Annotated in this window: 22 protein-coding genes, 1 pseudogene and 1 riboswitch; of the genes and pseudogenes, 11 read left to right on the top strand and 12 right to left on the bottom strand. The window is 63.4% G+C overall.

Annotation, left to right across the window (positions count from 1 at the left end; all coding sequences use genetic code 11):
• Nucleotides 1-145: 145 nt before the first annotated feature.
• Complete coding sequence (locus ACWGTO_RS07055) at nucleotides 146-1,267, top strand: DUF2336 domain-containing protein (RefSeq protein WP_454574151.1); 1,122 nt, start codon at nucleotides 146-148, stop codon at nucleotides 1,265-1,267.
• A 4-nt stretch (nucleotides 1,268-1,271) separates the two neighbouring features.
• Here ACWGTO_RS07055 and ACWGTO_RS07050 read toward each other — a convergent pair whose 3' ends face one another.
• Together ACWGTO_RS07050 and parE are read right to left on the bottom strand one after the other, a co-directional pair.
• Nucleotides 1,272-3,341 carry an FUSC family protein gene (locus tag ACWGTO_RS07050; protein ID WP_454574150.1) on the bottom strand — a complete coding sequence of 690 codons (2,070 nt, stop codon included), beginning with the start codon at nucleotides 3,339-3,341 and terminating at the stop codon, nucleotides 1,272-1,274.
• Nucleotides 3,342-3,385: 44 nt separating this feature from the next.
• Nucleotides 3,386-5,440 (bottom strand): DNA topoisomerase IV subunit B, encoded by a 2,055-nt coding sequence (parE, locus tag ACWGTO_RS07045; protein WP_454574149.1) that lies wholly within the window; start codon nucleotides 5,438-5,440, stop codon nucleotides 3,386-3,388.
• A gap of 238 nt (nucleotides 5,441-5,678) precedes the next feature.
• Between parE and cpaB the strand changes: the two genes are divergently transcribed.
• The 9 genes from cpaB (at nucleotide 5,679) to ACWGTO_RS07000 (ending at nucleotide 14,975) form a co-directional block, all read left to right on the top strand.
• Nucleotides 5,679-6,602, top strand: a complete 924-nt coding sequence (gene cpaB / locus ACWGTO_RS07040) for a Flp pilus assembly protein CpaB (RefSeq protein ID WP_454574148.1) — start codon at nucleotides 5,679-5,681, stop codon at nucleotides 6,600-6,602.
• 32 nt (nucleotides 6,603-6,634) lie between these two features.
• Nucleotides 6,635-8,080, top strand: a complete 1,446-nt coding sequence (locus ACWGTO_RS07035) for a type II and III secretion system protein family protein (protein ID WP_454574147.1) — start codon at nucleotides 6,635-6,637, stop codon at nucleotides 8,078-8,080.
• Nucleotides 8,081-8,084: 4 nt separating this feature from the next.
• Nucleotides 8,085-8,351 carry a hypothetical protein gene (locus tag ACWGTO_RS07030; RefSeq protein WP_454574146.1) on the top strand — a complete coding sequence of 89 codons (267 nt, stop codon included), beginning with the start codon at nucleotides 8,085-8,087 and terminating at the stop codon, nucleotides 8,349-8,351.
• Nucleotides 8,352-8,396: 45 nt separating this feature from the next.
• The gene (locus ACWGTO_RS07025; RefSeq protein ID WP_454574145.1) at nucleotides 8,397-9,611 is read left to right on the top strand and encodes an AAA family ATPase; all 1,215 of its coding nucleotides are present in this window, start codon (nucleotides 8,397-8,399) and stop codon (nucleotides 9,609-9,611) included.
• Nucleotides 9,608-11,026, top strand: coding sequence for a CpaF family protein (locus tag ACWGTO_RS07020; RefSeq protein WP_454574144.1), 1,419 nt, complete (start codon nucleotides 9,608-9,610; stop codon nucleotides 11,024-11,026). The genes ACWGTO_RS07025 and ACWGTO_RS07020 overlap by 4 nt, the downstream gene beginning before the upstream one ends.
• Before the next feature lie 4 nt (nucleotides 11,027-11,030).
• Nucleotides 11,031-11,996: a type II secretion system F family protein gene (locus ACWGTO_RS07015; protein WP_454574143.1), complete on the top strand. Its 966-nt coding sequence runs from the start codon at nucleotides 11,031-11,033 to the stop codon at nucleotides 11,994-11,996.
• Between the two features lies 1 nt (nucleotide 11,997).
• Complete coding sequence (locus ACWGTO_RS07010) at nucleotides 11,998-12,963, top strand: type II secretion system F family protein (RefSeq protein ID WP_454574142.1); 966 nt, start codon at nucleotides 11,998-12,000, stop codon at nucleotides 12,961-12,963.
• Between the two features lie 210 nt (nucleotides 12,964-13,173).
• Nucleotides 13,174-13,644, top strand: coding sequence for a tetratricopeptide repeat protein (locus tag ACWGTO_RS07005; RefSeq protein WP_454574141.1), 471 nt, complete (start codon nucleotides 13,174-13,176; stop codon nucleotides 13,642-13,644).
• A gap of 224 nt (nucleotides 13,645-13,868) precedes the next feature.
• On the top strand, nucleotides 13,869-14,975 hold the full coding sequence (locus ACWGTO_RS07000; protein ID WP_454574140.1) for a GGDEF domain-containing protein: 1,107 nt from the start codon (nucleotides 13,869-13,871) through the stop codon (nucleotides 14,973-14,975).
• 12 nt (nucleotides 14,976-14,987) lie between these two features.
• Here the strand turns inward: ACWGTO_RS07000 and gcvP are convergent, their stop codons facing one another.
• From gcvP to gcvT, 3 genes are read right to left on the bottom strand one after another with little or no spacing between them, the layout of a single operon-like run.
• Nucleotides 14,988-17,798 (bottom strand): aminomethyl-transferring glycine dehydrogenase, encoded by a 2,811-nt coding sequence (gene gcvP / locus ACWGTO_RS06995; protein ID WP_454574139.1) that lies wholly within the window; start codon nucleotides 17,796-17,798, stop codon nucleotides 14,988-14,990.
• A gap of 17 nt (nucleotides 17,799-17,815) precedes the next feature.
• Nucleotides 17,816-18,184 (bottom strand): glycine cleavage system protein GcvH, encoded by a 369-nt coding sequence (gene gcvH, locus ACWGTO_RS06990; protein ID WP_454574138.1) that lies wholly within the window; start codon nucleotides 18,182-18,184, stop codon nucleotides 17,816-17,818.
• 6 nt (nucleotides 18,185-18,190) lie between these two features.
• A complete protein-coding gene (gene gcvT / locus ACWGTO_RS06985; RefSeq protein WP_454574137.1) occupies nucleotides 18,191-19,291 on the bottom strand; it encodes a glycine cleavage system aminomethyltransferase GcvT in 1,101 nt (366 codons plus the stop codon).
• A 148-nt stretch (nucleotides 19,292-19,439) separates the two neighbouring features.
• Nucleotides 19,440-19,526, bottom strand: a riboswitch (glycine riboswitch).
• Nucleotides 19,527-19,690: 164 nt separating this feature from the next.
• Between gcvT and ACWGTO_RS06980 the strand changes: the two are divergent.
• Nucleotides 19,691-20,693: pseudogene (locus ACWGTO_RS06980) on the top strand (hypothetical protein).
• Between the two features lie 112 nt (nucleotides 20,694-20,805).
• Here ACWGTO_RS06980 and ACWGTO_RS06975 read toward each other — a convergent pair.
• The 7 genes from ACWGTO_RS06975 to ACWGTO_RS06945 form a co-directional block, all read right to left on the bottom strand.
• A complete protein-coding gene (locus tag ACWGTO_RS06975) occupies nucleotides 20,806-21,597 on the bottom strand; it encodes a molybdopterin-binding protein (RefSeq protein WP_454574136.1) in 792 nt (263 codons plus the stop codon).
• Nucleotide 21,598: 1 nt separating this feature from the next.
• Nucleotides 21,599-22,474: a cytochrome b/b6 domain-containing protein gene (locus tag ACWGTO_RS06970; protein ID WP_454574135.1), complete on the bottom strand. Its 876-nt coding sequence runs from the start codon at nucleotides 22,472-22,474 to the stop codon at nucleotides 21,599-21,601.
• A gap of 121 nt (nucleotides 22,475-22,595) precedes the next feature.
• Complete coding sequence (locus ACWGTO_RS06965) at nucleotides 22,596-23,276, bottom strand: DUF1345 domain-containing protein (protein ID WP_454574134.1); 681 nt, start codon at nucleotides 23,274-23,276, stop codon at nucleotides 22,596-22,598.
• Nucleotides 23,277-23,415: 139 nt separating this feature from the next.
• On the bottom strand, nucleotides 23,416-23,883 hold the full coding sequence (locus ACWGTO_RS06960) for a YaiI/YqxD family protein (protein ID WP_454574133.1): 468 nt from the start codon (nucleotides 23,881-23,883) through the stop codon (nucleotides 23,416-23,418).
• A gap of 64 nt (nucleotides 23,884-23,947) precedes the next feature.
• Nucleotides 23,948-24,517 carry an S-(hydroxymethyl)glutathione synthase gene (gfa, locus tag ACWGTO_RS06955; RefSeq protein ID WP_454574132.1) on the bottom strand — a complete coding sequence of 190 codons (570 nt, stop codon included), beginning with the start codon at nucleotides 24,515-24,517 and terminating at the stop codon, nucleotides 23,948-23,950.
• A 66-nt stretch (nucleotides 24,518-24,583) separates the two neighbouring features.
• A complete protein-coding gene (locus ACWGTO_RS06950; protein ID WP_454574131.1) occupies nucleotides 24,584-25,711 on the bottom strand; it encodes an S-(hydroxymethyl)glutathione dehydrogenase/class III alcohol dehydrogenase in 1,128 nt (375 codons plus the stop codon).
• Nucleotides 25,712-25,809: 98 nt separating this feature from the next.
• Entirely contained in the window at nucleotides 25,810-26,589 is a 780-nt protein-coding gene (locus ACWGTO_RS06945; protein WP_454574130.1) for a hypothetical protein, read from the bottom strand.
• Nucleotides 26,590-26,661: the final 72 nt, after the last annotated feature.

The raw sequence follows: 26,661 nt of genomic DNA, 5'->3' as shown, positions 1-26,661 counted from the left end.
CTCCTCTGTTGCCTGAAGGTTGATAGGCGCTGCCCATGCCACCCGCAAGCCAGTTAATAAACATGGTGAACCGTTCGTAAACCTTTTCTGTCTAGGGTCATTCCTGGGGCCGGAAGCTTTCCGGCAAGGGGCGTAAGCAGGCAGTATGGTTGTCTCGCATTTTCTCAAATGGATCTACACGGCGAGGGTTTCGGAGCGTGCCGCGGCGGCGAGTGCGCTGGCCCGCGCCTATATCAATTCCGACCTGCCTTTCGAGGACCGCTGCGCCGCCGAGGCGGCGCTGACGCTGCTGCTCGACGACGCCTCGTCGAAGGTTCGGCTGGCGCTGGCCGAGGCGCTGTCCATGAGCCACCACGCCCCGCTGCAGATCATCAGCGCGCTCGCCTCCGACCAGCCGGAAGTGGCAGCCCTGGTGTTGGCGCGCTCGCCGCTGCTCACCGATGCCGACCTGATCGACCGCGTGGCTGCCGGTCACAAGGCTACGCAAAAACTGATCGCTGACCGGCCGGTCGTCTCGATGGCGGTTGCCGCGGCCATCGCCGAGATCGGCGAACCGGAAGCATGTGCTGTGCTGCTCGCCAATGACGGCGCCGATATCGCGTCGCTCAGCTTTCGCCGCATGGCCGAGCGGCATGGCCATATCGCGCATTTGCGCGAGGCTATGGTTACCGATGTCAGGCTGCCTGCCGACTGCCGGCACATGCTGCTGGTCAAGCTCGGCGAAACGCTGAAGGGTTCACCGCTGGTGATGGCGCTGATGGGGGCGGCCAGAGCCGAGCGCGTCACGCGCGATGCCTGCGTAAAGGCTTCGGTTCGGCTGGTCGAAGGCACGCGCACCGAGGAACATGCCGCGCTCATCGAGCATCTGCGTCTGCGCGGCGACCTGACCGCAAGCTTCATCATCCGCACGATTGCCCATGGCAAGGTCGACTTCTTCGGCTCGACTCTGGTCGCGCTCAGCCAGCAGTCGGAGCAGCGGGTGCGGGCGCTGCTTGCCGGCGGACAGGACGTTGCACTGCAGGCGCTGTTTCGCGGCGCCGGCCTTGCCGCGCCCACCCATGGCATTATCCTGCGGGCGCTCAAGATCTGGCGCGAAGTCGCCAACGGCAAGCGCGTCGCCGGCGTGCAGGAAGTCAGCTGGCTGATGCTGAAGGAGCTCGGCGGCCAGTCCACCGAGGGCGATCTCGCCGGCCTCGTCAAGTCTATCCATCTCGACGCGCTGCGCGAAAACGCGCGTGGCCACGCGCTGGCGATCGCCGCGGCCTGACATCCTAACCCCGATCTTTTGCGAAAAAATCCGGGAAATCCTCGATCGCGGCGGCGATGATGCGCAGCGAGGCTGCGATCTGCAGCGTGTCGGCACTGCCGCTGCGCTCGCTCAGGCCGGCTGCATATTGCCGGGCGACAGCGACGGTCGCCGTCTGCGGGTCGCCGGGTGTGCGAAACAGCAGTTCACGCGCCAGGCCGCGCAGGAAATTGGCGATCGAAAGCGCGGTTTTGGAAGGAATGGTCGGGCCTTGCTGCGCAGCCCGCAGGCGAAGGATTTCGAGGCCGACGGTGACGGCGGCGACGCCGCCGCCGAGGACGGCCTCGCCTTTCCTGCCGGCGTTCTGCAAGAGCGGCATCAGCTGGTTGATCCGGTCATAGGCCAGGCTCTCGAAGGCTGAACGCCGCGGCACGCGCTCGTGCAGGCATAGCCGCGCCAGATCCTCGCGCATGGCGCGCACAATGCGGTTGGCCGCGAGCCATGGGTCGGCGGGCAGCACGACTATGAAGACGCCGATCGCAAGCAGGATGCCGACCAGGATCGACGCTGCGCCGGCGAAAAAGGGGCGGGGGTCGTAGGTCATCGCCTGATGCGGGCTGAGGATGGCGAGGAAATTGATGGCAAAGGCCGTCGCCACGCCGACAGTCCGCGGATTGGCCATGCCTAGCGCCGTCGGTATCAGGATCGGTACAACGAACAGCGTGAACCAGCCGAAGCCGGGTAGGGCAGGCAGGGCGATCTGGCCGACAAGGAAGGCAAAGGGCAAAGCCAGCAGCGTTCCCTTGAAGAAGCCCCAGGACACCTGCACCGGGTCAGGACGCGCGGCGAAAAGACTGGAGACGACGGCAACGAGAATGACGGTGCCGGCCGCGTCGGACCATTTCGTCGTCAGCCAGAAGGCGGCGACCGCCAGCGTGGCAAGGGCGGCGCGGATGGCATTGCGCCAAGCGCCAGGGTAGTCGCGGTGCACCACCAGCGCAGGCGGCTGCCTGTTGCCCCGATCTGGGCGCGTCACTGGTGCGCGCAAAGCGTCGAGACCGCGCAGCACCTGCTTGAAGGCTTCTGCGAAATCGGCGGCGATGGTGAGGCGCGTTATGGTTCCGACCCTGTCGTCACCCTGATGGGTCGAGGCGTCGGGCATTTGCCGGGCCTTGCCGGCGATCGCATCGAGCCGCGTTACCCATGGCGACGTGTCGTCCAGCGCCTCGGGCGTGGCTGCAAGTTCGCTGACCAGCGACTGCAGTTCGGAGCGCACCGGAATGAGCGCGGCGTTTTTCGGCGCGGCGTGCGAATGCAGCGCGCGTGCCGCCGACAGCGCCGACAGAAGCTGGCCGATGGTGCGGCGCACCGGATGGGCGCGGGTGGCGAAGCTCGGCGCTTCGAGCCGGGCATAGGTGCGCATCTCGGCCAGCGTCTGGGCGTCGGCAATCAGCTTGCGGTGCAGGCCGGCCAGGGTCGCCGGGTCGCCGCCGGAAAAAGCGCCGCCGGCATAGGTGGCAAGGTCGAGGATGCTGCGCTTCAGCCGCGAGATGATCGCGTCGGCGGCCAGCTTTGGCAGGATCAGCCGGCTGGTCAGCCCGGCGCAGACGATGCCGAGCACGATCTCGGCGCAGCGCGCGACAGCGAGATCGACGATCACATGCGGCTGGCCGAAGGCAGGGAGCCCAATGATCATCGCGGTATAGCCGGCTAGCGCTGCGCCATAGGCTTCCGGGTTACGCAGCAGCGACGAAACCAGCGTGCACAGCCCTATCCAGACGGACAGCGCCGTGACCAGAAGCCAGGGATTGGCACCGAAAACCGAGGTGATGCTGATCGCCGCAAGCCCACCGGCCAGTGTGCCGAGCAGCCGGTAAAAGCCTTTCGCCAGCACCATGCCGGCGACCGGCTGGGCGACGATGAAGACCGTCATCATCGCCCATTGCGGGTGGTCGAGTTTCAGCGCGTAGGCAACGAGAAGCGCGATCAGACCGGCCGAAACGGTGCGCAGCGCGAAAATCCAGTCCGAGCGTGTCGGCTGCGTCAGGCCAGCCAAGCTGGTTTCGAAGTAGCTCTTCAGCCGCGCCCAGATCACAAGCTGGTCTCCGTATCGGAAGCGCAGGCTAGACCGGCCGGCGCCTAGATATCCAGCACTTCCGTCTCGGCAAATTCGGCGCGTTCCTGAATGAAGCGGAAGCGTGCCTCAGGCTTGGTACCCATCAGCGCGTCGACCGTATCTTTTGTCGCGGCCACGGCATCGATCACATCGACCCTGAGCAGGGTACGCTTCCTCGGATCCATGGTGGTTTCCTTGAGCTGCGAGGCCATCATCTCGCCCAGACCCTTGAAGCGACCGATTTCCACCTTGGCGCGGCCGGTGAATTCGGTGCGCAAGAGCTCGTCCTTGTGGGCATCGTCACGGGCGTAGGCGACCTTGCCGCCCTGCCGGATCGAATAGAGCGGCGGCACCGCCAGATAGAGATGGCCACCATTCACCAGGTTTGGCATCTCTTGGTAGAAGAAGGTGATCAGCAGCGACGCGATGTGGGCGCCGTCGACATCGGCGTCCGTCATGATGATCACGCGGTCGTAGCGCAAATCCTCGTCGCGATATTTCGAGCGCGTGCCGCAGCCGAGGGCCTGGATCAGGTCCGAGATCTGCTGGTTGGCGGCCAGCTTGTCGTTGCCGGCGCTGGCGACGTTGAGGATTTTGCCGCGCAGCGGCAGCACCGCCTGGCTGGCGCGGTCGCGCGCCTGTTTGGCCGAGCCGCCGGCCGAGTCGCCTTCGACGATGAACAACTCCGCGCCCGCTGCGGCGTTTTGCGTGCAGTCGGCGAGCTTGCCGGGCAGCCTGAGCTTGCGCACCGCGCTCTTGCGCGACACTTCCTTTTCCTGGCGCCGGCGCACCCGTTCGTCGGCGCGCGCAATTACCCAGTCGAGCAGCTTCGAGGCTTCCTGCGGATTGTCGGCCAGCCAATGGTCGAACGGATCGCGGATGGCGGTCTCGACAATGCGAATGGCTTCGATCGTCGCCAGCCTGTCCTTGGTCTGGCCGACGAATTCCGGTTCGCGGATGAACACCGACAGCATGCCCGCCGCCGAAATCATGACGTCTTCTGAGGTGACGATCGAGGCGCGCTTGTTGCCGACGAGGTCGGCATAGGCGCGTAAGCCTCGCGTCAGCACGTTGCGGAAGCCGGCCTCATGCGTGCCGCCTTCGCCGGTCGGGATGGTGTTGCAGTAGGAATTGATGAAGCCGTCGCCACCGAACCAGGTCACCGCCCATTCAAGTGAGCCATGGCCGCCCTGTTTCTCGCTCTTGCCGGCGAAGATTTCGCGCGTCACCTGGAAGTCGTCGCCGAGCGATGCCTTGAGGTAGTCCTTCAGGCCGCCCGGGAAATGGAACTCCGCCTTGGCCGGCGTCTGGTCCTTTTCCTTGATCAGCGACGGATCGCAGCCCCAGCGGATTTCGACGCCGCCGAACAGGTAGGCTTTCGAGCGCGTCATGCGGTAAAGCCGCGACGGCTCGAAGGCGGCGCCCTTGCCAAAAATCTGCTCGTCGGGATGGAAGCGGATCCTGGTGCCGCGCCGGTTGTGCACTTCGCCGAGTTGCTCCAGCCGGCTCACCGGAACGCCACGGGAGAATCTTTGGCGGTAGAGCTGGCGACCTCGCGCGACTTCGACCTCGAGATGGTCCGACAGCGCATTGACGACGGAGACGCCGACGCCGTGCAGGCCGCCCGAGGTCTCATAAACCTTGGAGTCGAATTTGCCGCCCGAATGCAGCGTCGTCATGATGACTTCGAGCGCCGGCTTCTTGAATTTCGGATGCGGATCGACCGGGATGCCGCGGCCATTGTCGGTAACGGTCAGAAACCCGTCGGCCGAAAGCTCAACATCGATGAAGGTGGCATGGCCGGCGACCGCCTCGTCCATCGAATTGTCAATGACCTCGGCGAACAGATGGTGCATCGCCTTGTCGTCGGTGCCGCCAATATACATGCCCGGCCGGCGCCGGACCGGCTCCAGCCCTTCCAGCACTTCGATGTCGGCGGCGCTATAACCTTCGCTGCCATCCTTGGTCGCAACAGCACGTTTCGTGGCCTGCACCAGTGGATCAGCCGGGCGCGCTGTTGTCCGGGTCGGTTGCGGCTGCTTTTCCAGATTGCCGAAAAGATCGTTGTTGTCGTCCATGCCTGCCATTGAATCCGGTGCCGCGAATCACCCGTCGATACTGCCACGCTTTTCAGCGCCAAGCGACGGAAGTTCCTGTTACGTTCGGGGATTTAACCCCTTCTTATCCTAAAACCTTTCGATAACCAAGCCGGCAGAAATAGGTCCGTTCGGACCGGCCGGGATTCCTGAATCTTTAACTATGCGGCCTAGCGTGGGCCTCAACAAACAAAAGACCACATGCGTCAGGGGTTTAGTTGTGAGGGGCAAGGCCATAACGATGATCGGCATCGCCGCCGTTTTCGGCGCGATCTCGATCTTTGCCGCGGATTTCTGGGTCAAGAGCCAGGCCAAGGCCGATGCCGAGGAAAAGACGGCATCGATCCCGGCGCCCGTGACCCCCAAGGTCGAGTTCAAGACCATCGTCGTGGCCAATGCGCCGCTGCGTTACGGCATGCAACTCGACCGCGCACAGCTCACCGAAATCCCGTGGTCGGAAGAATCCGTGCCGCAGGGCGCCTTCACCACCATCAATGCATTGCTCGCCGATGGCAGCCGCGTGGTGTTGTCGCCGATCGAGATCAACGAGCCGGTGCTGCTCAGCAAGCTGTCAGGCCCGAACGGCCGCGCGACGCTGTCCAACATGATGACGCCCGGAATGCGGGCGGTGACCATCCGCACCGACGAGATCGCCGGTGTCGGCGGCTTCGTGATGCCGGGCGATCGGGTCGACGTGGTGCTGACGCGCGACGCCGGCGAAATCCAGGAAGTGGCCAAGAATGCGCAAGGCGCGGCGGGCTCGACAGTCACCTCCGAGATCGTCGTCTCCGACGCCAAGGTGCTGACCGTCGGGCAGGGCGCCGACGAGCGCCAGACCACACCGCAAATCGCCAATTCCGTGACCATCGAGGTGACAACCGACGGCGCGCAGAAAGTGGCGCTCGCGCGCACCGTCGGCACCTTGTCGCTGTCGCTCCGCTCGTCCGCCGATGGCGGTGCCGCAAAGGACGGCGTCACCACAATCTCATCCTTCGGCGGCTCGGTCGCCTCCGGCGTCCAGGCGGCAGCCGGCGCGCTGTTCAGCGCCGCGGAGGAGCCGGAGAAGCCGAAATTCAAGACGGTCATCGTGACGCGCGGCACGCAGGCCGAGGAATACCAGGTTCCTGCGCGGGACCAGAAATAACTGCCGGTGGGGACCGGGCGAGGGACGGGACAATGTCTGACTTGAGTGCATATCGGATGACGACACGCGTGCGCGCCGTGCGAGCGCTGGCCGTGGCGGCTTGTCTGGCCGCGGCCGGAATGCTCGGCTTCAGCGCGCCGGCCCGGGCAGACAACGACATCGTCTATGTGTCGTCGACCAAGAATGCGTCGATCAAGGTTGCCAAGGGCAAGCCGAAGACGATCATGACCAATGCCGCTTTCTACCAGATCGTCATCGGCGATCCGGAGATCGCCAACGTCAATCCGCTGACCGACAAATCCTTCTATGTGCTGGGCAACAATCTCGGCACCACCGGCATCGCGCTATTCGACGAGAACAAGCAGCTGGTCGGCACCGTCGACATCGAGGTGACGCTGGACACCGACCAGCTGGCCAGCACCATTCGCGCCAGCGTGCCGGACGCCAAGATCAAGGTCGGTTCAGCCAACGGCCGCGTCGTGCTGTCGGGCGAGGCGGATGACGCGGTCGCGGCCGAGAAGGCAAGCAAGATCGCCAGCCGCTTCTCCGGCAATGAGGAAGTGATCAATTCGGTCAACATCTCTTCTTCGCAGCAGGTTCAGCTCAACGTCCGCTTCGTCGAGATCAACCGCCAGGCCGGACAAGATCTCGGCGCCAAATACAGCGCCAATTTCGCTTACGGCCTTGGCGGGCGCGACGTCACCATCGAGCCTGGCGCGGTCCCGGCGGCCGGCAATGGCGAGATCATCGGCCGGCTGCTGTCGAACGGCCTGTCGATCGACGTCGCCATCAAGGCGCTGGAGGAGCGCGGTCTCGCCAGACGGCTGGCCGAGCCGAACCTGATCGCTCGTTCGGGCCAGACGGCAAGCTTCCTCGCCGGTGGCGAGTTCCCGATCCCGGTCTCCGAGGACAATGGCAAGATTTCCGTCAGCTACAAGAAATACGGCGTCAGCCTGGATTTCACGCCGACCGTGCTGAAGGACGGGCTGGTGAGCCTCGACATCGCGCCGGAAGTATCTTCGATCGATGCCTCGGCCTCCTACAATATCGGTGAGATTTCGGTGCCGGGCTTTATCGTGCGCCGCGCCAGGACCTCGGTTGACCTGAAGAACGGCCAGAGCTTCATGATCGCCGGTCTGCTGCAATCGCAGAACGACATCACCACGTCGCGTCTTCCCGGCCTCGGCAAGCTGCCGGTGCTCGGCTCGCTGTTCTCCTCGAAATCCTATCAGCGGCGCGAGACGGATCTGGTGATCATCGTCACCCCCTACCTGGTCAAGCCGGTCGATCCGTCGAAGAAGTTGCTCGAGCCGACCGACGGCACGCAGCCGGCCAGCAATGTCGACTATTTCCTCAACAACACCGAGGAAGTGAAAGCGTCCGATGCCAACCGTGCAATGGCCATGGCCAGCGGCAGCACGGCGCAGCCGGCCCCGGTCACCACGGTCGGGCATTTCCTCGACCTGCCGAAGGATTGAAGCCATGCGTCTGGGACCATGCACTGCCCTGCTGCTCGCCGGCCTCGCCAGCGGTTGCACGAGCGATGACTATATCCGCAGCGAGGGGCCGACGACCGCCGCCGGCAACGCGCAAGCTGCCAATACGGCGATGCAGATGGTCGATCCCTGGAAGTACGGCGTCCAGAACACAAGGCTGCTGGTGCCGGCGCAGCGCAGTGAGGCGGCGGTGAACGCCGCCGATCAGGCGGCGGGTGCCAAGGCCGTGCAACCAACGTCGACAACCGATTGATCTGCCTGGCGATTTTGACCGGGAATGACCTGACAGGCTGACAAAATGGCAAGCGGCATCAAGACCAAGAAAATCCTGCTGGTGTCCAGCGACCGGACCTTTGTGCAGGATACGCGCACCGCCTTCGCGGCCTCGGAGGTGATCCAGCTTTCGACCGCCGAGAAGAACATTTCCGAGCTGCGCGGCGAGGTCCAGGAAGCCGATTTCGGCGCGCTCATCGTCGACATGGATGCGGCAAAGCTCGAAGAGATCGAGTCGCTGCAGCGCATCATGCGCCGGCTCGAAGGCCGCGTTCCGGTCGTCGTCGTCACGCAGGAGTTCAACGCCGCCGCGGTGCGTATCCTGGTGCAGCTCCAGGTCGCCGATTTCCTGGTCAAGCCGATCACCACGGCCGATCTGGTGCGTTCGGTCGTGCGCGCCCTGCAAGGGCCGGGGCGCGAGGAAAACACCGAGTCGCAGATCTACACCTTCATGCCGGCCGCGGGCGGCGTCGGCACCACGACGCTGGCGCTGCAGACCGCCTTCCAGCTGCATCATTCGGTGACGCGCGGCGCGTCGACCTGCGTGGTCGACCTCAATTTCCAGCAGGGCGCCTGCGCCGAATATCTCGACCTCGAACCGCGTTTCGACATCACCGAAATCGAGAACCAGCCCGAGCGCCTCGACCGCCAGCTGCTCGACGTCATGCTGTCCAAGCATGCGAGCGGGCTCTGCGTGCTGGCCGCGCCTACGCGTCCGTCGGAAATGCGGTCATTCAAGACCGATGTCGTGGTGCGCATGCTCGATCTTGTCTCGGCCTATTTCGACAATGTCGTCATCGACATGCCGCGCACCTGGTTCCCATGGACGGAGACGGTGCTGCTCGGCTCGAACAAGCTCTACATCGTCGCCGAAATGACGGTGCCGTGCCTGCGCCATACGCAGCGGCTGATCCAGGCGGTCTACGAGACGGCCGGCAAGGAAGTGAAGCCGAATGTCATCGTCAACCGGTTCGAGCAGAAGATGTTCGACAACGGCATCAAGCAGGCGGATGTCCAGGAAATCCTTGGCGAGCATTTCGTCGGCGGCATCTCCAACAACTACCGGCTCGTGCGTGAAGCGGTCGACCGCGGCGTGCCGCTGCACGAGATCGACCCGAACGCCAATGTCGTCAACGATCTGAAGAAGATCATCCTGCCGGAAGAAGCCGTCGCGACGCCGGAGAAATCACGCTCGCTGTTCGGCATCGGCAGGGGCCTCCTGAAGAGGAAAGCCGGATGACCAGCCGCTTCTCGACCCTGCAGAACCGTGACGCCCGCCCGCTCAAGCCGGCAGAAGCGCCGGTCGCGCATCATGCGGTGGTCATTCCGACGATCCGCAAGGCCTTGCCGCCGAAGCCAGATACAACACCGGGAAAAAGCGCCAACAAGGTGCTCGACGCCCGCGTGCGCATCCACCGTCTGCTGCTCGAAGAGATCAACCTTGTCGCGCTGGAGCGCCTGCCCAAGGATGAAATGCGCCGGCAGGTGCAGGAATTCGTGTCGGAAAAGACCCGCCAGGAGCGGATGGCGATCAACACCGTCGAACTCGAGTCGCTGGTTGACGACATCGTCGACGAGATGGTCGGCCTCGGTCCGCTGGAGCCGTTGCTCAAGGACCCCGACATCAACGATATCCTGATCAATGGCCACCAGAACTGCTTCGTCGAAAAGCGCGGCAAACTGCAGCAGGTCCATATTCCTTTCAAGGACGAGGCGCACCTGTTGCGCATCATCAACAAGATCGTCGCCGCCGTTGGGCGCCGCGTCGATGAATCGCAGCCGATGGTCGATGCCCGCATGCTCGACGGCTCACGCTTCAACGCCGCCATCCGGCCGGTGGGCGTCGACGGGCCGCTGGTGTCGATCCGCAAGTTTTCCAAGAACAAGCTCGGCCTGCACAAGCTGGTCGAGTTCGGAGCCATCACGCAGAATATGGCCGAGGTGCTGGCCGCCGCCGTGCACGCCCGCAAGACCACCATCATCTCGGGCGGCACCGGCACCGGCAAGACGACGATGCTCAACGCATTGTCGGCCTTCATTCCCGAAGACGAACGGCTGATCACCATCGAGGACGCGGCCGAACTGCAATTGCAGCAGCCGCATGTCGCGCGCATGGAAACGCGCCCCGCCAACATCGAAGGTCATGGCGAGCTGAAGCAGCGCGACCTGGTCAAGAACGCACTGCGCATGCGCCCCGACCGCGTCATCCTCGGCGAGTGCCGCGGCGAGGAGGCCTTCGACATGCTGCAGGCGATGAACACCGGCCATGAAGGTTCGATGGCGACCATCCACGCCAACACGCCGCGCGACGCCATTTCACGCCTCGAGCAGATGCTGGGCATGACCGGCATGCCGATGACAGTGCAGTCGATCCGCAGCCAGATCGCCAGCGCGCTCGACCTTATCGTCCAGCTGACGCGTCTGTCCGACGGCAAGCGCAAGGTGACCAGCGTCGCCGAGGTGACCGGCATGGAAGGCGACGTCATCCAGATGCAGGAGATATTCCGCTTCGTGCGCACCGGCATGGAAGCCGACGGCACCATCCTCGGTCATTACGAGGCGACCGGCATTCGCCCGCGCTTTCTTGAGGATCTGCGCAATATGGGCATTGAATTCCCCGGCAAATATTTCGAACCCGGCCGGCCGCAGGAGTAGGCCGGTGTTCGAGAGTTTCAGCCCGATCTATGTCGTCTATGCCGCGGCAGCGCTGACCGGCATCATGATCGCCGAAGGCTGCTATCTGCTTTATGCCGGACGGAGCGACAAGCGCCTGGCCATCAACCGGCGCATGAAGCTGCAGGAAAACAAGATCAGCCAGGAACAGGTGCTGATCCAGTTGCGCAAGGAGCGCGGCCTGGACGCCGGCACGTCGCTGTTCTCGCCCGACCGCTTCCGCGCACTGCGCACGCAGTCGGGCATGGTGATGCCGTTGCCGAAGTTCCTGACGATCACCACGGGCGTGGCGCTGGCGCTGATGCTCACCGCGCTCTGGTACGGCCTGCCGCTGCTGCTTGCCATCTTGCTGTTTGTGATGCTCGCGCCGCTGCTGCCGGTGCTGGTGCTGCGTTCCAAGCGTAACCGGCGGGTGAAGCGGTTCGGTGTGCAGTTGCCGGAGGCGCTGGAGCTGATCACGCGTGGCCTCAAGGCCGGGCATCCGGTTCCGGTGGCGATCTCCATGGTGTCGCGCGAGATGCCCGATCCGATCGGTACCGAGTTCGGCGTTGTCTCCGACGAGGTGACCTATGGCTCCGACCTGGTCTCGGCGCTGAATTCGCTGTTCGACCGGGTCGGCCAGGAGGATCTGCCGCTGTTCGTCACCGCGGTGTCGATCCAGACGAGTTCGGGCGGCAATCTGCGCGAGATCCTCGACGGCCTGTCGACGACCATCCGCGAGCGCGGCAAGCTGCGCCGCAAGGTGCGCGCCATTTCGACCGAAGGCCGTATGTCGGCCTATATCCTGACGGCGGTGCCGGCGCTTTTGTTCGCCGCCATCATGGTGATGATGCCGCAATTCTATCAAAGCGTCTGGGGCGTGCCGAAGACCTGGTATCTGCTGGGCGGCTCGGTGACATGGCTGATGCTGGGCAACATCATCATGTTCAAGATGTCGAACTTCCGGTTCTAAGATGGAACACGTGATCCGGTTCCTCGCCTCGCTGGCGCCGACGTCACTGATGCCGGTGGCTGCGCTGCTCCTGGCATTGGGCGGTAGCGCGGTGGCATGGCCGCTGGTGGTGGCCAAAGGCGACCGCAACGATCTCAAGCGCCGGCTGAAGGTTGACGACAGCAAGGCTCCCGAACAGGTCGAGGCGGCGCCGAAGAAAAGCCAGAGCGTCGTGCGCGAGAAGGCGGTGAAGCGGGCGCAGGAGTTCTACGCCAAGAGCGATCCGGAAAATGTCGCCCGGCTGCGCATGAAGCTGATCCAGGCGGGCTATATGGAGCCGCGCGCCGTCGGCACGTTCTTCCTGATCCGCTTCGCCTGCCTCGTCGGCGCAGCGATCGCCGCGTTCCTGGTCAATCAGTGGATGGCGAGCGCCGATTCCACCGCGACCAGCCGCTGGGCCTTCATCATCCTGTCGGGAGCCGCCGGCTATTTCGTGCCCGGCCTGGTGCTCGGCCAGAAGGTGCGGGAAAAGATGCGCGAATACCGCAATGGCTTTCCCGACTTCATGGATTTGATGATCGTCTGCTCCGATGCCGGCATGAGCATGGAAGCCGGCATCGAGCGGGTCTCGAAGGAATTGGCCAAGACCTATCCGTCTCTCAGCCAGAACCTGCAGTTGGTGTCGCTGGAACTGAGGGCTGGCCGCAGCCTCGACGATGCCTTGAAGGCGCTCGCCGATCGCCTCAGCCTGGACGAAGTGCGCTCGTTCGCAACGCTGCTGCAGCAGTCAAAGGAACTAGGCACCAGCCTCGCCGGGGCGCTGCGTGTGTTCTCCGACGAAATGCGCCACAAGCGCATGTCGCTGGCGGAGGAAAAGGCACACGCCTTGCCGGCCAAGATGTCGGTGCCGGTGGTGGTGTGCATCCTGCCGGTGGTGCTGATGATCGCCGTCATCCCGATCATCGTCAAAATGACTGCCACGCAGTAGGATATTTCGATATTTGGAGGCGAACTCCTGGCGATGCGTCGCGTAGCGAGCGCCACCGCAATTTAGAACACATCGAAGGGCGCTGTGGTTAATGGCTGGTATGCCGGAAACCAAATTTTTAGCGCATTTCAGCACCGAAGCTTAATCGCTCTCCTGTACACATGATTTCCAGAGAATGACCCGGTAAATCGGGCGATTGGGGCCAGGGGCATGCGTCACAGAAGTTTCACGGCAATGGCCGCGCTAGCGGCCGTCTTGGTGGTCAGCGGCTGTACGACCGAGAACGTCGACAAGACCAAGACCACTTCGATCCAACCAACGGCGAAGGACGTCAGCACGTCCGACCTGGCGCAAGGCAAGGCACAGTTCCGCGACGCCAATTATGGCCTTGCCGAACAGCATTTCCGCAAGGCGGTGGAGCTGAAGGCCGACAGCGCCGAGGGATGGATGGGGCTCGCCGCCTCCTATGACGAGCTCGGTCGCTTCGACTTCGCCGACCGTGCCTACGACCAACTGTTGAAGGTTGCCGGCCGCAAGCCGCAGATCGTCAACAATATGGGCTATTCGCAACTGCTGCGCGGCAACAAGAAGAAGGCGAGGGTCTTGCTTATGGAAGCCAGGGCCGGCATGGCCGACCCGACCGTGGTCAACGCCAATCTGGCGCTGCTCAACAAGGGGTGAGGCGCCGCAACCGGGGTTTGCGGTATCGGCCGCGATCTATCGACGGTTTGTAAACCCTGTCGGAAAGTTGCACTGGAAGCCTGGCCAAAAACGGTATCTCGACGCGACCTCTCGCCTATGATGCGGCGCAACCGACGATCCCTGAAGGCTGTCGTTCACCCATGCTTGATTTCAGTTCGCTCCTGCTGGCAGCCGCGCTGTCAGGCACATGCCTGAGCATTACCATGTTTGGGATCTGGTTCACGGCGCCGCGCGCACGCTTCGTGTTGACGGTAGCGTGCGGCATTCTGGTGCTTGTCGCCCACGTCATCGTCTTTTGGCGCTACACCAGGGAGCCCAGCCCCTTGCTTTGCCAGGCGGCGCTGGCGCTGCTCAGCCTCGGTTTCCTGACCCTCTCGCTTTCGGCCATGCAGTATCTCGGCGTGCGCAATCACAGTCGCGCCGTCCTGCCGACCCTGCTTGCAATGGCGGTCTGCGCAGGCGTGACCTATCTCGGCTTCGACGGTGTCGGCTTTATCCTCACCTATACGACGGTAACAGGGCTGCTCGCCTCGATCGGGGTGATGTTCTGGATCAAGGGCGGTCATGATCGCGGCATTCTGCTGGTCGTTTCGGCCTTGAGCGGCGTCTGTGGTCTGTCCTTCGGGCTCTGCGGCGCGGTGCTTTTGGTCAAGGGCCAGTGGGTGCTTGGCGTTGCGCCCGACAATTGGGCCGAGCGATTGAATTCCGTCGTCGCGGTCGCCTGCATGACGGCGCTCGGCGCGCTGACGCTGTCGCTGCACCATTTGCAGGCGCAGATCGAGTTGAAGGCCGAGACCTTGACCGACCCGCTGACCGGCCTGATGAACCGGCGGGCCTTGAATTCGCTCTATGGTGAGCGCGTCTTCGGTCCGTTCATGTCGGTCGCCATGTTCGACCTCGATCATTTCAAGCGGACCAACGATGTCTATGGCCATCCGGTCGGCGACCGGGTGCTGTGCCGCTTCGCCGCAATCATCAGGAAGTATGACAGGGGCGGCGTCGACGCCTTCCGGCTGGGCGGCGAGGAGTTCGCGCTGGTCATGTCGCGGATGACTGAGGACAAGGCCTACGATCTCGCCAGCAAGATCGGCGTCGCGTTCGGTACGGAAGTGGTGCCTACGCCGCGCGGTCCCCTGCGCAGCAGCGTCAGCGGCGGCATCGGCTTCGGCGAAGAGGGCGGCAGCAGCCTCGACGACGTGCTGGCCGAGGCCGACAAGGCGCTATACGCCGCCAAGCACGCTGGGCGAAACCGCGTGCTTGTCCACGACCGTGCGACCAAGGCCGACGGGCCGGCCTTGCGTTCTGCCTGACAAGCCAGAGTGTTACTCGGCGGCGCCGAGATATTCCGACAGCGGCGGGCAGGAGCAGACGAGGTTGCGGTCGCCGGCGACATTGTCGATGCGGGAGACCGGCGGCCAGTATTTGGCTGCTGTATCCACGTCACCGGCGGGGTAGGCCGCTTCCAGCCGTGAATAGGGGTGGGCCCACTGGCCGGCCAGCGTTTCGGCCGCCGTGTGCGGGGCATTGACCAGCGGGTTGTCCTCGAGCGGCCATTCACCCTTCGCCACCTTCGCGGCCTCGCCGGCAATGGCAATCATCGCCTCGCAGAACCGGTCCAGCTCGCGCTTGGGTTCGGACTCGGTCGGCTCGACCATCAGCGTGCCAGCGACCGGGAACGACATGGTCGGCGCATGGAAGCCGTAGTCGATCAGGCGCTTGGCGATATCATCGACACTGATGCCGGCGCTCTCCTTGAGCACGCGGGTGTCGAGGATGCATTCATGCGCGATGCGATCGTGCCTGCCCTTGTAGAGAAGCGGGAAATACGGCGCGAGGCGCGTCGCCACGTAGTTGGCCGAGATGATGGCGGTCTCCGTCGCCTGCTTCAGGCCGGCGGCGCCCATCATGCGAATGTACATCCAGGTGATAGGCAGGATGGAAGCGCTGCCGAACGGTGCTGCCGACACGGCATGCGCCGAACCTTCGGTGACATGGCCCGGCAGATAAGGCTGGAGATGCGCCTTGACGCCGATCGGGCCGACGCCCGGACCGCCGCCGCCATGCGGGATGCAGAAGGTCTTGTGCAGGTTCATGTGGCAGACATCCGCGCCGATGTCGGCGGGCCGCGCCAGCGCGACCAGCGCGTTGAGGTTGGCGCCATCGAAATAGACCTGGCCGCCATGCTCATGGATGAGGGCGCACAGGTGCCGCGCGCCTTCCTCGTAGACGCCATGCGTCGAGGGATAGGTGAACATCAGCGCCGCGAGGTTCTTCGAGTGCTCGTTGGCCTTGGCCCGCATATCGTCCATGTCGATATTGCCGTCCTCCAGGCAGCGCACGACGACCACACTCATGCCGGCCATGGCCGCACTCGCCGGATTGGTGCCATGCGCGGACTGCGGGATCAGGCAGATGGTGCGATGGCCTTCGCCGCGCGCGCGGTGATAGGCGCGGATGGCGAGCAAGCCGGCATATTCGCCTTGGCTGCCGGCGTTGGGCTGCAGGCTGACGGCGTCGAAGCCGGTGATCTCCGACAGCCATCCCTCTAGTTCGCCGACCATGGCGCGATAACCGGCCGAATGGCTGGCCGGCGCGAAGGGGTGCAGGTTGGCGACGCTCGGCCAGCTCACCGGCATCATTTCAGCCGCGGCGTTGAGCTTCATGGTGCAGGATCCCAGCGGGATCATGGTGCGGTCGAGCGCCAAATCTTTGTCGGCCAGCCGGCGCAGCAGGCGCATCATGTCGGTCTCGGAGTGGTTCTCGCGGAAAACCGGCTGGGTCAAAAACGCCTTGCCGCGTGGCTTGCCGGGCATCGAGCCGGCGTCGGCAGCAGCTGGCTTGGCGCCGAACAGGTCGGCGATCGCCTCGAGGTCTGCCTCGGTCGAGGTTTCGTCGAAGGCGATGCTGACGCGGTCGGCATCGATTACACGCAGCAGCCGCCCACCCTTTTCGGCCGAGGTCGCGAACGAAGCTGCCTTGCCCTTCACCTCGGCCGTCACCGTGTCGAAGCGGCTTGAGCCGAGGACGGAAACACCTGAGGCCTTCAGTCCCGCGGCGAGGCGGCCGGCGAGTTCATGGATGCGCGCTGCGATCGCTTGCAGTCCGGCGGGGCCATGCCAGATCGCATAGGCCGTCGCCATGTTGGCGAGCAGCGCCTGCGCGGTGCAGATGTTGGAGGTCGCCTTGTCGCGTCGAATATGCTGTTCGCGTGTCTGCAGGGCGAGACGATAGCCCGGGCGGCCCTGGCTGTCGGTGGACTGGCCAACGAGGCGGCCAGGCATCAGCCGGGTCAATTTGTCGGAGACGGCGCAATAGGCGGCATGCGGGCCGCCAAAGCCCATCGGCACGCCAAAGCGCTGCATCGGGCCGACGGCAATGTCGGCGCCGAGCTTGCTCGGCGCATCGGTCAGCGTGAGCGCAAGCGGATCGGCGATGAAGACGACCACCGCGCCGGTGGCGCGGGCCTTGTCGATCGCCGCCTTGTGGTCGCCATAGACACCAAACGTGTCCGGCCAGGAGACCAGCAGGGCAGCGGTGTTGTCGTCGATGGTTTCGCCGTCGATCTCAATGCCGAGCGGCTCGGCGCGGGTGCGCACCACGTCCAGCGTCTGTGGATGCGGCGTACCGGCCAGCGCCACTTTGGTGCGCTTGTCGCGGTGATAGCGCAAGGCGATGCCGACCGCTTCGGCGACCGCAGTCGCTTCATCGAGCAGCGAGGCCGATGCCACCGGCAGGCCGGTCAGTTCGGTGACCAGGGTCTGGAAGTTGAACAGCATTTCCAGCCGGCCCTGGCTGATCTCGGCCTGATAGGGCGTGTAGGCGGTGTACCAGGCCGGGTTCTCGAACAGATTGCGCTGGATGACCGGCGGCACGTGGACACCGTGGTAACCGGCGCCGATGAAGCTCTTCAGCACTGTGTTTTTTGCCATTGTCGCGGACAATTCGGCCAGCGCTTCGGCTTCGCTGGCCGGCGCGGGCAGGGTCAACGGCAGGTCGAGGCGGATCGACTGTGGCACGGCCTGGCTGATCAGCGTCTCGACTGAGGGAACGCCGATCACGGCAAGCATGGCTCTGACATCATTGACATCAGGACCGATGTGGCGGGCCGAGAAGGGGATAAGTGCTGCGGTCATGGCAATAGGTCCTGATATCAACCGATATGGGCTTTGTAGGCGGCCTCATCCATAAGGCCGGCGAGCTGGCCTTCGTCGGCGAGCTTCATCTTCCACAACCAGCCGTCGCCGGTCGCTGCCGAGTTGACCAGCGACGGGTCGGACGACAGCGTGCCGTTGGCGTCGGTGATCTCGCCATCGACCGGGGCATAGACGTCGGAGGCCGCCTTGACGGATTCGACGACCACGGCGGTATCGCCCTTGCTCAGCTTCGTGCCGATTTGAGGCAGTTCGACGAAGACGAGATCGCCGAGCTGTTCCTGCGCATAGTCAGTGATCCCGACGGTGGCGATGCCGCCCTCGACGCTCAGCCATTCATGATCTGCGGTGAAATAGGTTTTTGCCATCGGGATTTATCCTTTGCGGTAGCGATGAGGAGTGAAGGGCAAGGAGCTGATATCAATCGGGATTTTTGTCCCGCGAACATCGGCGAAGAGTTTCGTGCCAGGCTTGGCCAATGCCGTTGTGGCATAGCCCATTGCGACGGGATGGCTCGCCGAAGGGCCGAACCCGCCCGAGGTGACGTGGCCGGCCGGATTGCCATCGGCATCGAACAGGGCAGCACCGGCGCGCACCGGCTGACGGCCGTCCGGCTTCAGGCCGACGCGCTTTTGCGACGGGCCACGCTCCACGATCGCCCGCAGCGCATCGGCCCCGACGAAGGAACCGGTCGCTCTGATATCCCTAGGGACTGCCCACATCAGGCCGGCGCTGGCCGGATCGATCTCCGGCGTGATGTCCTGGCCATGCAGGCAGAGGCCGGCTTCCAGCCGCAGCGAGTCGCGAGCGGCGAGGCCGATCCACAGCACGCGCTCATCCTCGACCAGTTTCGCGACCAAGGCGCGCGCATCCGCTTCCGGCAGGCCGATCTCGAAGCCGTCCTCGCCGGTATAGCCGGAGCGGCTCATGAACCAGTTCTGCTTCGGCTCGATGCCGTGCATGAACAGCAGCGAGCCGGTCTCGATGCCGGCGCGGGAGAGGGCGGCCCAGGCTTCCGGCCCCTGGATGGCGAGAAAGACGCGGTCGAGCGCATCGACCGTCACATCGAAATCCGCCGCCAGCGTGCGCAGATGCTTTTCGTCCTCGATGGCATTGCCGGCATTGGCGACCACCATGAACCTGGTATCGCCGAGGCGGGTGACGATCAGATCGTCGATGATCCCGGCGGCCTCATTGAGGAAGAAAGTGTATTTGGACTGGGAAATGTCGAGCGCGCCGGCATCGAGCGGGCAGGCGCGGTTGAGAAGTGCCGCAGCGCCCGGTCCGCTGACCTCGAACAGCTTCATGTGCGAAATATCGAACAGGCCGGCATGTTCGCGGGCGTGAAGGTGCTCCTTCATGACGCCGGCCGGATAGGTCAGCGGCATCGACCAGCCGGCAAAGGCGCCAAAGCGCGCGCCGGCGGCGGTGTGCAGATCCTCGAGGGGAAGGTGTTTGGTGTCGTCGCCCGTCATGTTATCTCCAGAGTCGCACGCAATCGGCCGCTGATGCGACCAGTCCGTGCCCCTCTGTCTGAAGCCTGAGAGACTCGCGCAACCGGAACTCTGTCGGCGACGCTTACACCTTCGGCGCGGGGGCAAGCCCCGACTTTCCAGAGTGTCTTTCCCGTCTACGGTTCTTTTGCCTGAGAGATTTCGGGCGATTTCCCCTTCGGCGGCAGCTCGCGCTGCTCTCTCCCGCAAACAGGTAGGACTCAGAACTGAGCCCTCGACGCGCCATCCATAGCTTGTTGGCGACACCTTGTCACCTGTCAGCGACAAGTCTTCGCTAACCACGCCGTTTGCCGGTTTTTCAAGACATTGCTGATAGCTTGGCCGGCAATTGTGTTGGGCACAGCGGACGGGGACTGACAGATGGGCGAACGGATCGGGAGCGCGCCGGTGGCGGGGCTGGCCTCGAAGGACCGCATCTCGGCGGAAGACGTCGTCATGCTGCGTCGCGAAGTGTTTTCCGATGGCGTGGTGACACGCGGCGAGGCCGAAGCGCTGTTCGCGCTCGACACAGCGGCGACGGACAAATGCCAGGAATGGCCTGAATTTCTCGTCGAGGCCGTCACCGATTACATCGTCCACCAGGAAAAGCCTGCCGGCTATATCTCGGAGGACAATGCCAACTGGCTGGTGAGCACCATCTCGCGTGACGGCATGGTCGACAGCCTGACCGAGCTTGAGTTGCTGGTGCATGTGCTGGAGAGGGCGAAATCGTCGCCTGGCCGACTCTCCGCTTTTGCGCTGGGGCAGGTCGCCCATGCCGTGGTCGACGGCAAGGGGCCGCTGATTTCAGGCGGTGCGCTGGTTCCCGGGCTGGTCGCCAAGGCCGAGGTCGACCTGTTGCGCCGCATCCTCTATGCCTATGGCGGCGACGGCAACATCGCCATCACCCGCGCCGAGGCCGAAGTGCTGTTCAGGATCAACGAGCAGACGGCGGCGGGCGACAATGATCCGTCCTGGAACGAGCTGTTCGTCAAGGCGCTCGCCAATTTCGTCATGTGTTCGGCCGGCTACGAAGCGCCGACGCGCGAGGCTGCCTTGCGCCGTGACAGTTTCTTCGAACAGGCCGAGCCTGAGATTGGCTGCTTTTTCAGCCGCATGGTGTCGGGCGGGCTCGCCGGCATCATGGAAGCCTATCGCTCGCCCGGTGATATCGAGGCCGAGTGGGAATCGAAGAACCGGGCCGCCGAGGCGCTCGCCCGCCGCGCCGAGACGATCGATCTCGGCGAGGCGAAATGGGCTGGCCGAGCGCATCGGCACCGGCCGTCCGCTGCATGACAATGAGCGTGCGTTGCTGACGCTGATCAAGCACGCTTCGACGGAGATCCATCCGGCGCTGAAGCCGCTGCTCGACAAGGTTGCCTGACCGGGAGGCGTCGCCGCTGGATTTTGGCAGGCCGGAAAATACCTATCTGTTTCGAAAGGGTCCAGTCGGCTCGTGGCCTTCCACGGGCCGATCGGCATTTGCGGCGTGACGTTCAGATACCGCCATACCAGTCGTAGCCATTGTCTTCCCAGTAGCCGCCGCGGCCGCCACCGACATTGGCGAAACTGTCGACCAACTCGATCTTGTATAGGTATTTCGGCATCTTGTAGCCGAGCTGGCGTTCGACGCGGACGCGCAGCGGCGCGCCGTTCTCGACCGGCAGCGGCTTGCCGTTGACCCCGTAGGCCAGAATCGTCTGCGGATGGCGAGCATCGATCAGGTCGATGGTTCCGTAATATTTGATCTCGCCGGAGAGAGAACGGTCGATCGTGTCGAGGCAGTGGAACATGACGTAGCGGGCCTCAGGCTTGACCACTGCCTGGTCGAGAACCAGCGACAGCGGCGTTCCGGTCCATTTGGCAATGCAGCTCCAGCCTTCGACGCAATCATGCCGGGTGATCTGGGTGCGGCTCGGCATGTTCTGCAGCTGCTCGCGGCTCAGCGACAGCGGCTTTTCGACCAAGCCCGTCACCTCCAGCCGCCAGTCCGCGAAATTGTTGGCGAGCAGGCCTTTGTAGGTGTCGTCGTCGGGAGCGGTGACGCCGTTCGGGCGCTGCGGCTGACGAATGTCAGCCTCGGTGAATTCCGGCGCCAGCGCGTCGCGGCCGGCTAGCCAGCGCTGCGCGCGATAGGTCAGGCCGTTGGCATTTTCGAGGAAGCTGCGCAGGCCGTCGCCCATGCCGAGCTGGCTGTCGAACGCATCGCAGCCCGACAGCATGATGCCGGAAACGCCGAGGCTGGCGCCGGTCAGGAACTTTCTGCGGCTGATCTGGAATTTGGCCATGTCAGGCGCTCCTCTCCGAGGCTTCGTTGCCATGCGCCGGCGGGTCGGTGCGGTACCAGCCGGTGATGATCGAGCGCAGTTCGTTGATGGGGCCGGCAGCGAGGATCATCAGCATGTGGATGATGAAAAACCCGACCAGCAGCACCATCACCGTGAAATGGATGGTGCGCGCCGTCTGCCGGCCGCCGAGCACCTCGTTAAGCCACGGCAGCACCGAATTCATGCTCGGCGACATGGCAAGGCCGGTAATGATCATCAGCGGCAACAGCACGAACAGCACGCCGCCATAGGCCATTTTCTGCAGCGTGTTGTATTCGCGCGTGTGGTGAAACCTGAGCTTGGCGTGGTCGATAATGTCCTGCGGCAGCCGCTTGAGGTCGTCCAGTCGCGGCGCCAGATCGCGGCGCAGATGGCCGTTGACCAGGCTGGCGACCAGCCAGACGACCAAAGTGGTGGTCAGTATCCAGGCGAAGAAGAAATGCACGACGCGGGCGGTGCCGAGGTCGTAGTAGGACGGGATCGTCGCCCAGGACGGGAAGGCGCGCGAGGTTTCCTGACCGGCCGGGCCCGACCAGCCGAGCACGCCGGTGGTGTCGAAGCGATGGCCGAAGATTTCGGTGTAGCCGCGAGGCCCGGTCGCGGTGTTCTCGGCGCCGATGGCAAAGACGGTGTTGTTGTAGCCGAAGCCCGACTGTTTACCGATATAGAGCTGCGGGCGGGCGCCGAAGATCTGCAGGCCGGACAAGAGCATGAAGAACAGCGAAATGGCCCACAGCCAGTGCGTCAGACGCGTCCAGCGCGATTGCCGGTAGATGAGCGTCGTATCCTTCGGAGCGGCGCTATCGAAGCCAGTCTGGCTCATGGCAACGGTATTCATCCTTTTCCTTGCCTTTCGTCTGCGCGATCCTGGCATGGCCGCGCTCGTCCTTGTCCTTCCAATACGTCGCTATCGAAAGCGATGTTTCATGCGATCACGTTTTTATTACGGGCGCGGATTGCTATGGGTTGCCGAGACTGACCGCGAGATTGACGACGGCGGCGACGATGACCGTGTTGAAGAAGAACGACAGAATCGAGTGGACAAGCACGACGCGGCGCATGTGCGAGGTCGTGATCGCCGTGTCTGCGGTCTGCGCCGTCATGCCGATCACCGTGGCGAAATAGAGGAAATCCCAGCCTTCTGGCCGTTTGCTGCCGGGAAAATCGAGGCCGCCGACCGGCATTTTCTTCCTGGTTTCGGTATCGATTGCGTCGCCGTCCATCCAGTAGACGTGGGCATAGTGAAGTGCGGCCATGGCATGGATAGTGAACCAGCCAAGCGGGACAGACAGCATCGCGATACCCAGCTCGATGGGGTCGCGGTCCTTGTGGTTGATCAGCAGGAACAACAGGACGATGGCGATGCCGACGACGCCGAGCGTGATGGCGAAGATGCCCAGCACCGGCAGGTCGACCTCGCGCGCGTTCTTGCTGAGATAGCGGCCAGACAGCAGCGGCATCTTGGCGATGACCAGCGCAATGAAGACGACGAAGAAGGCGTCGGCGGCAATCGAAATCGAATAGGCAAGCGGCGCGCCCACGATCAGCGCGATCACCAGCGCCGGCAGGCCGACACAGGCCGACACCAGGAATTGCTTGTGCCGGTGCAGCGGGTTTGTGATCGGGATGTCTGTCGCCATGGCCCGGGTGCCGTTTCTGGATCGGTTCACCGTTTCACGGAAACCGCGAACCGCTCTATCTTTTTGTTTTGACGCAATTCCCAAGGGAAAGCACTACGCGCTTTTCCCGGGAAAACCGCTACACACTCCCGAAATTGCTCTAGCCCGGTGTGACGGATTTCAGCGCGCGCCGCAAGATGCGGTCGAGTTCGCCGAGAAAGCGCGAGCGGTCCTGCGGCGCAAAGCTGGCATTGTAGCCCTTGCTCTCGCCGGTCTCGCGCAAATGCTGCTTAAGGTCGCGCATCGCCACCGCCATGCCGATGGTTTCCGGCGTGAACGGCCGCCCGGTCGGCCCAAGCACATGGGCGCCCAGCGCCACCGCGCGGGCGGCAAGCGGGATGTCAGCTGTGATCACGATGTCGTTGGATTTCGCGTTGTCCACGATCCAGTCGTCAGCCGCGTCGGCTCCCTTGGAGACGACGACATTGCGGATCATCGGATCGCGAGAGGGACGCAGCCCGCCATTGGAGACGTAAGTGACGACGACGCCATGGCGCTCGGCGACCCTTTCGACCTCGGCTTTCACCGGGCAGGCGTCGGCGTCAACGTAGATGGCGGGTGCAGGCATTGTCTCTCCGAAACGAACATGGGGCCGGCATGTTACCCGGCCCCATGCCAGAAATCTCTTACTGTCAGGCCGGCAGCGCGCCGGACTTCTTCGCCGTCCAGGTGGCGATATAATCCATCAGGCCGGGGTTGAGGCAGTCATAGGGTTCGAGCCCGATCGACTTCAACTGGGAGCGAATGCCGTCCATGCGCTTCGGATCGACACCGGATTCGATGATCGACGAGACGAAAGCGGTGAAGCCGGGCGGTGACCAGCCATCTTCCTCAAAACGCTCGGGATGGATGAAGGACAGGCCCTTGAACGGATGGTCGCGTTCGACCGGGCCGTGCATGTGGACGCCGCAGCCGGTGCAGGCATGGCGCTGGATCAGTGCCGAGGGGTCGACCACTTTCAGCTTGTCGCCGTTCTCGGTGACGGTGACATCGCCGGTGCCGGCGACGGCCACGACCGAGAACACAGCGCCCTCAGGCTTCCAGCACTTGGTGCAGCCGCATGCATGGTTGTGGGCGATCTGGCCCTTGACCTTCACCTTCACCGGCTTGCTGGTGCAAGCGCAGACCAGCGTGCCGCCGGCAAAGCTTGCGCTTTCCTTTGGCAAACCGTTGTCGATTTTCGGATGCAGTTTTTCCGGCATTGTCTTCCTCCCTTGTTGAACCCGTGCAACTTCAGTCGCTGGCCCTTCGGTCGGCGGCTTTTCTCCTCAGTAAACCACTACGCTTCGGATCGACTTGCCCTGATGCATGAGGTCGAAGCCCTTGTTGATGTCTTCCAGCTTCAGCAAATGGGTGATCATCGGGTCGATCTGGATCTTGCCGTCCATGTACCAGTCGACGATTTTCGGCACGTCGGTGCGGCCGCGCGCGCCGCCGAAGGCGGTGCCCATCCATGTTCGTCCGGTGACCAGCTGGAACGGCCGGGTCGAAATTTCCTGCCCAGCGCCTGCGACGCCGATGATGACCGACTTGCCCCAGCCGCGATGCGAGGCTTCCAGCGCCTGGCGCATCACCTTGGTGTTGCCGGTGCAGTCGAATGTGTAGTCGGCGCCGCCGATCTGGTCAGCGCCGCGCTTGGTCATGTTGACGAGGTGAGGGACGATGTCGCCGTCGACCTCCTTCGGGTTGACGAAATGCGTCATGCCGAAGCGCTCGCCCCATGCCTTCTTCTCGTTGTTGAGATCAACGCCGATGATCATGTCGGCGCCGGCGAGCTTCAGGCCCTGGATGACGTTCAAGCCGATGCCGCCGAGACCGAAGACAACGGCGGTCGCGCCTTGCTCGACCTTGGCAGTGTTGATGACAGCGCCGATGCCGGTGGTGACGCCGCAGCCGATGTAGCAGATCTTGTCGAAAGGGGCGTCCGGGTTGACCTTGGCCACCGCGATCTCGGGCAGCACGGTGAAGTTGGAGAAGGTCGAGCACCCCATATAGTGAAAAATCTTGTCCTTGCCGATCGAGAAGCGCGACGAACCGTCCGGCATCAGGCCTTGGCCCTGGGTGGCGCGGATGGCGGTGCAGAGGTTGGTCTTGCGCGACAGGCAGGACGGGCACTGCCGGCATTCGGGCGTGTAGAGCGGGATGACATGGTCGCCCTTCTTGACCGAAGTGACGCCCTTGCCGACATCGACGACGATGCCGGCGCCTTCATGGCCGAGGATCGCCGGGAACAGGCCTTCAGGGTCGGCGCCCGAGAGTGTGAACTCGTCGGTGTGGCAAATGCCGGTCGCCTTGATCTCCACCAGGACCTCGCCTTCGCGCGGTCCGTCGAGGTCGACCTCCATGATCTCCAGCGGCTTTCCGGCAGCGACAGCAACAGCGGCGCGAGTTTTCATCGGACAGATCCCTCCCAGGCATTCAAGGTTTCATTTTTTGAATGCATACTCAATGCTGCGACGCGCAGCAAATTGCAATGCCAGGGGTGGCTGTAAGCTTAATCTTCCATGGGCTGGATGACCGCCTGCGAGGAAGACCCCGAAACGATGGCGCTTTGCTGGCCTTCCTTGCCCACCGGGTCCGATTGAATTGAAACCGTGTAGATAGAACAGTTTCCATACTGCTCTTTGACAGCGGCGCAGTCCTTGTAGATCGCCTGATAGATTTCCGCGCGCTTCTTCCTGGCAGGCTGCGGATCGATCAAGGAGAACCTCACATCGCCATCGTCCTGGTATCTGAACGAGATCGTGTTGGCGATCAATTTTTCACTCTTGGCGACGGTCCCGAAATCGCCTTTTTGCACAAACTGAAGGCTAAACCGGATCATGGCCGTTTTGCCTGTCCAGAGGTCGGCGGACGTGTCCGATACCCGGCATTTCTCGGCGAAGGTCTTCAATAATTCCTGGCATTCGTTCCGCGCATATTCGAGCGCTGCGATCCGGGCCGCGGATTTCTTGCTCGATGCAGTGGAGCCTTGAAAGAGGCTGGCGTCCAAGACAAGCTGGATGCTGGCCACCCGCAGCCTGTCGAACTCGTTGAAATGCTCGATAGACGACAAGGCATATCCGCTCTTGGGATTGTAGACATTTTTGTATTTGCCATCCGCGGGCGCATCTTTCGTCTGCCCTGCCGAATCTTGCCTCATCCGAGGCGCGAAATAGCTGGAAAGCGCGGCATTCAGTCCAATTCCAGCAAAATTGATCAGTATTACAAATGCCGGTATCGCCAGGGTGATGCTGATCGCCAAGACTGCCAGCCATTTTGCTATTTTGGCCATTGAAATTTGTCTGCCGTCTCTTCTGTGGATCCCGAAACACCACTATCGCCTATTCTTTAACCTGCCCACGTG

The organism is Mesorhizobium sp. PL10, assembly GCF_053714315.1.
The sequence above is the reverse complement of the archived record's forward strand: the minus strand, read 5'-3'. Positions and strand labels throughout refer to the sequence as shown.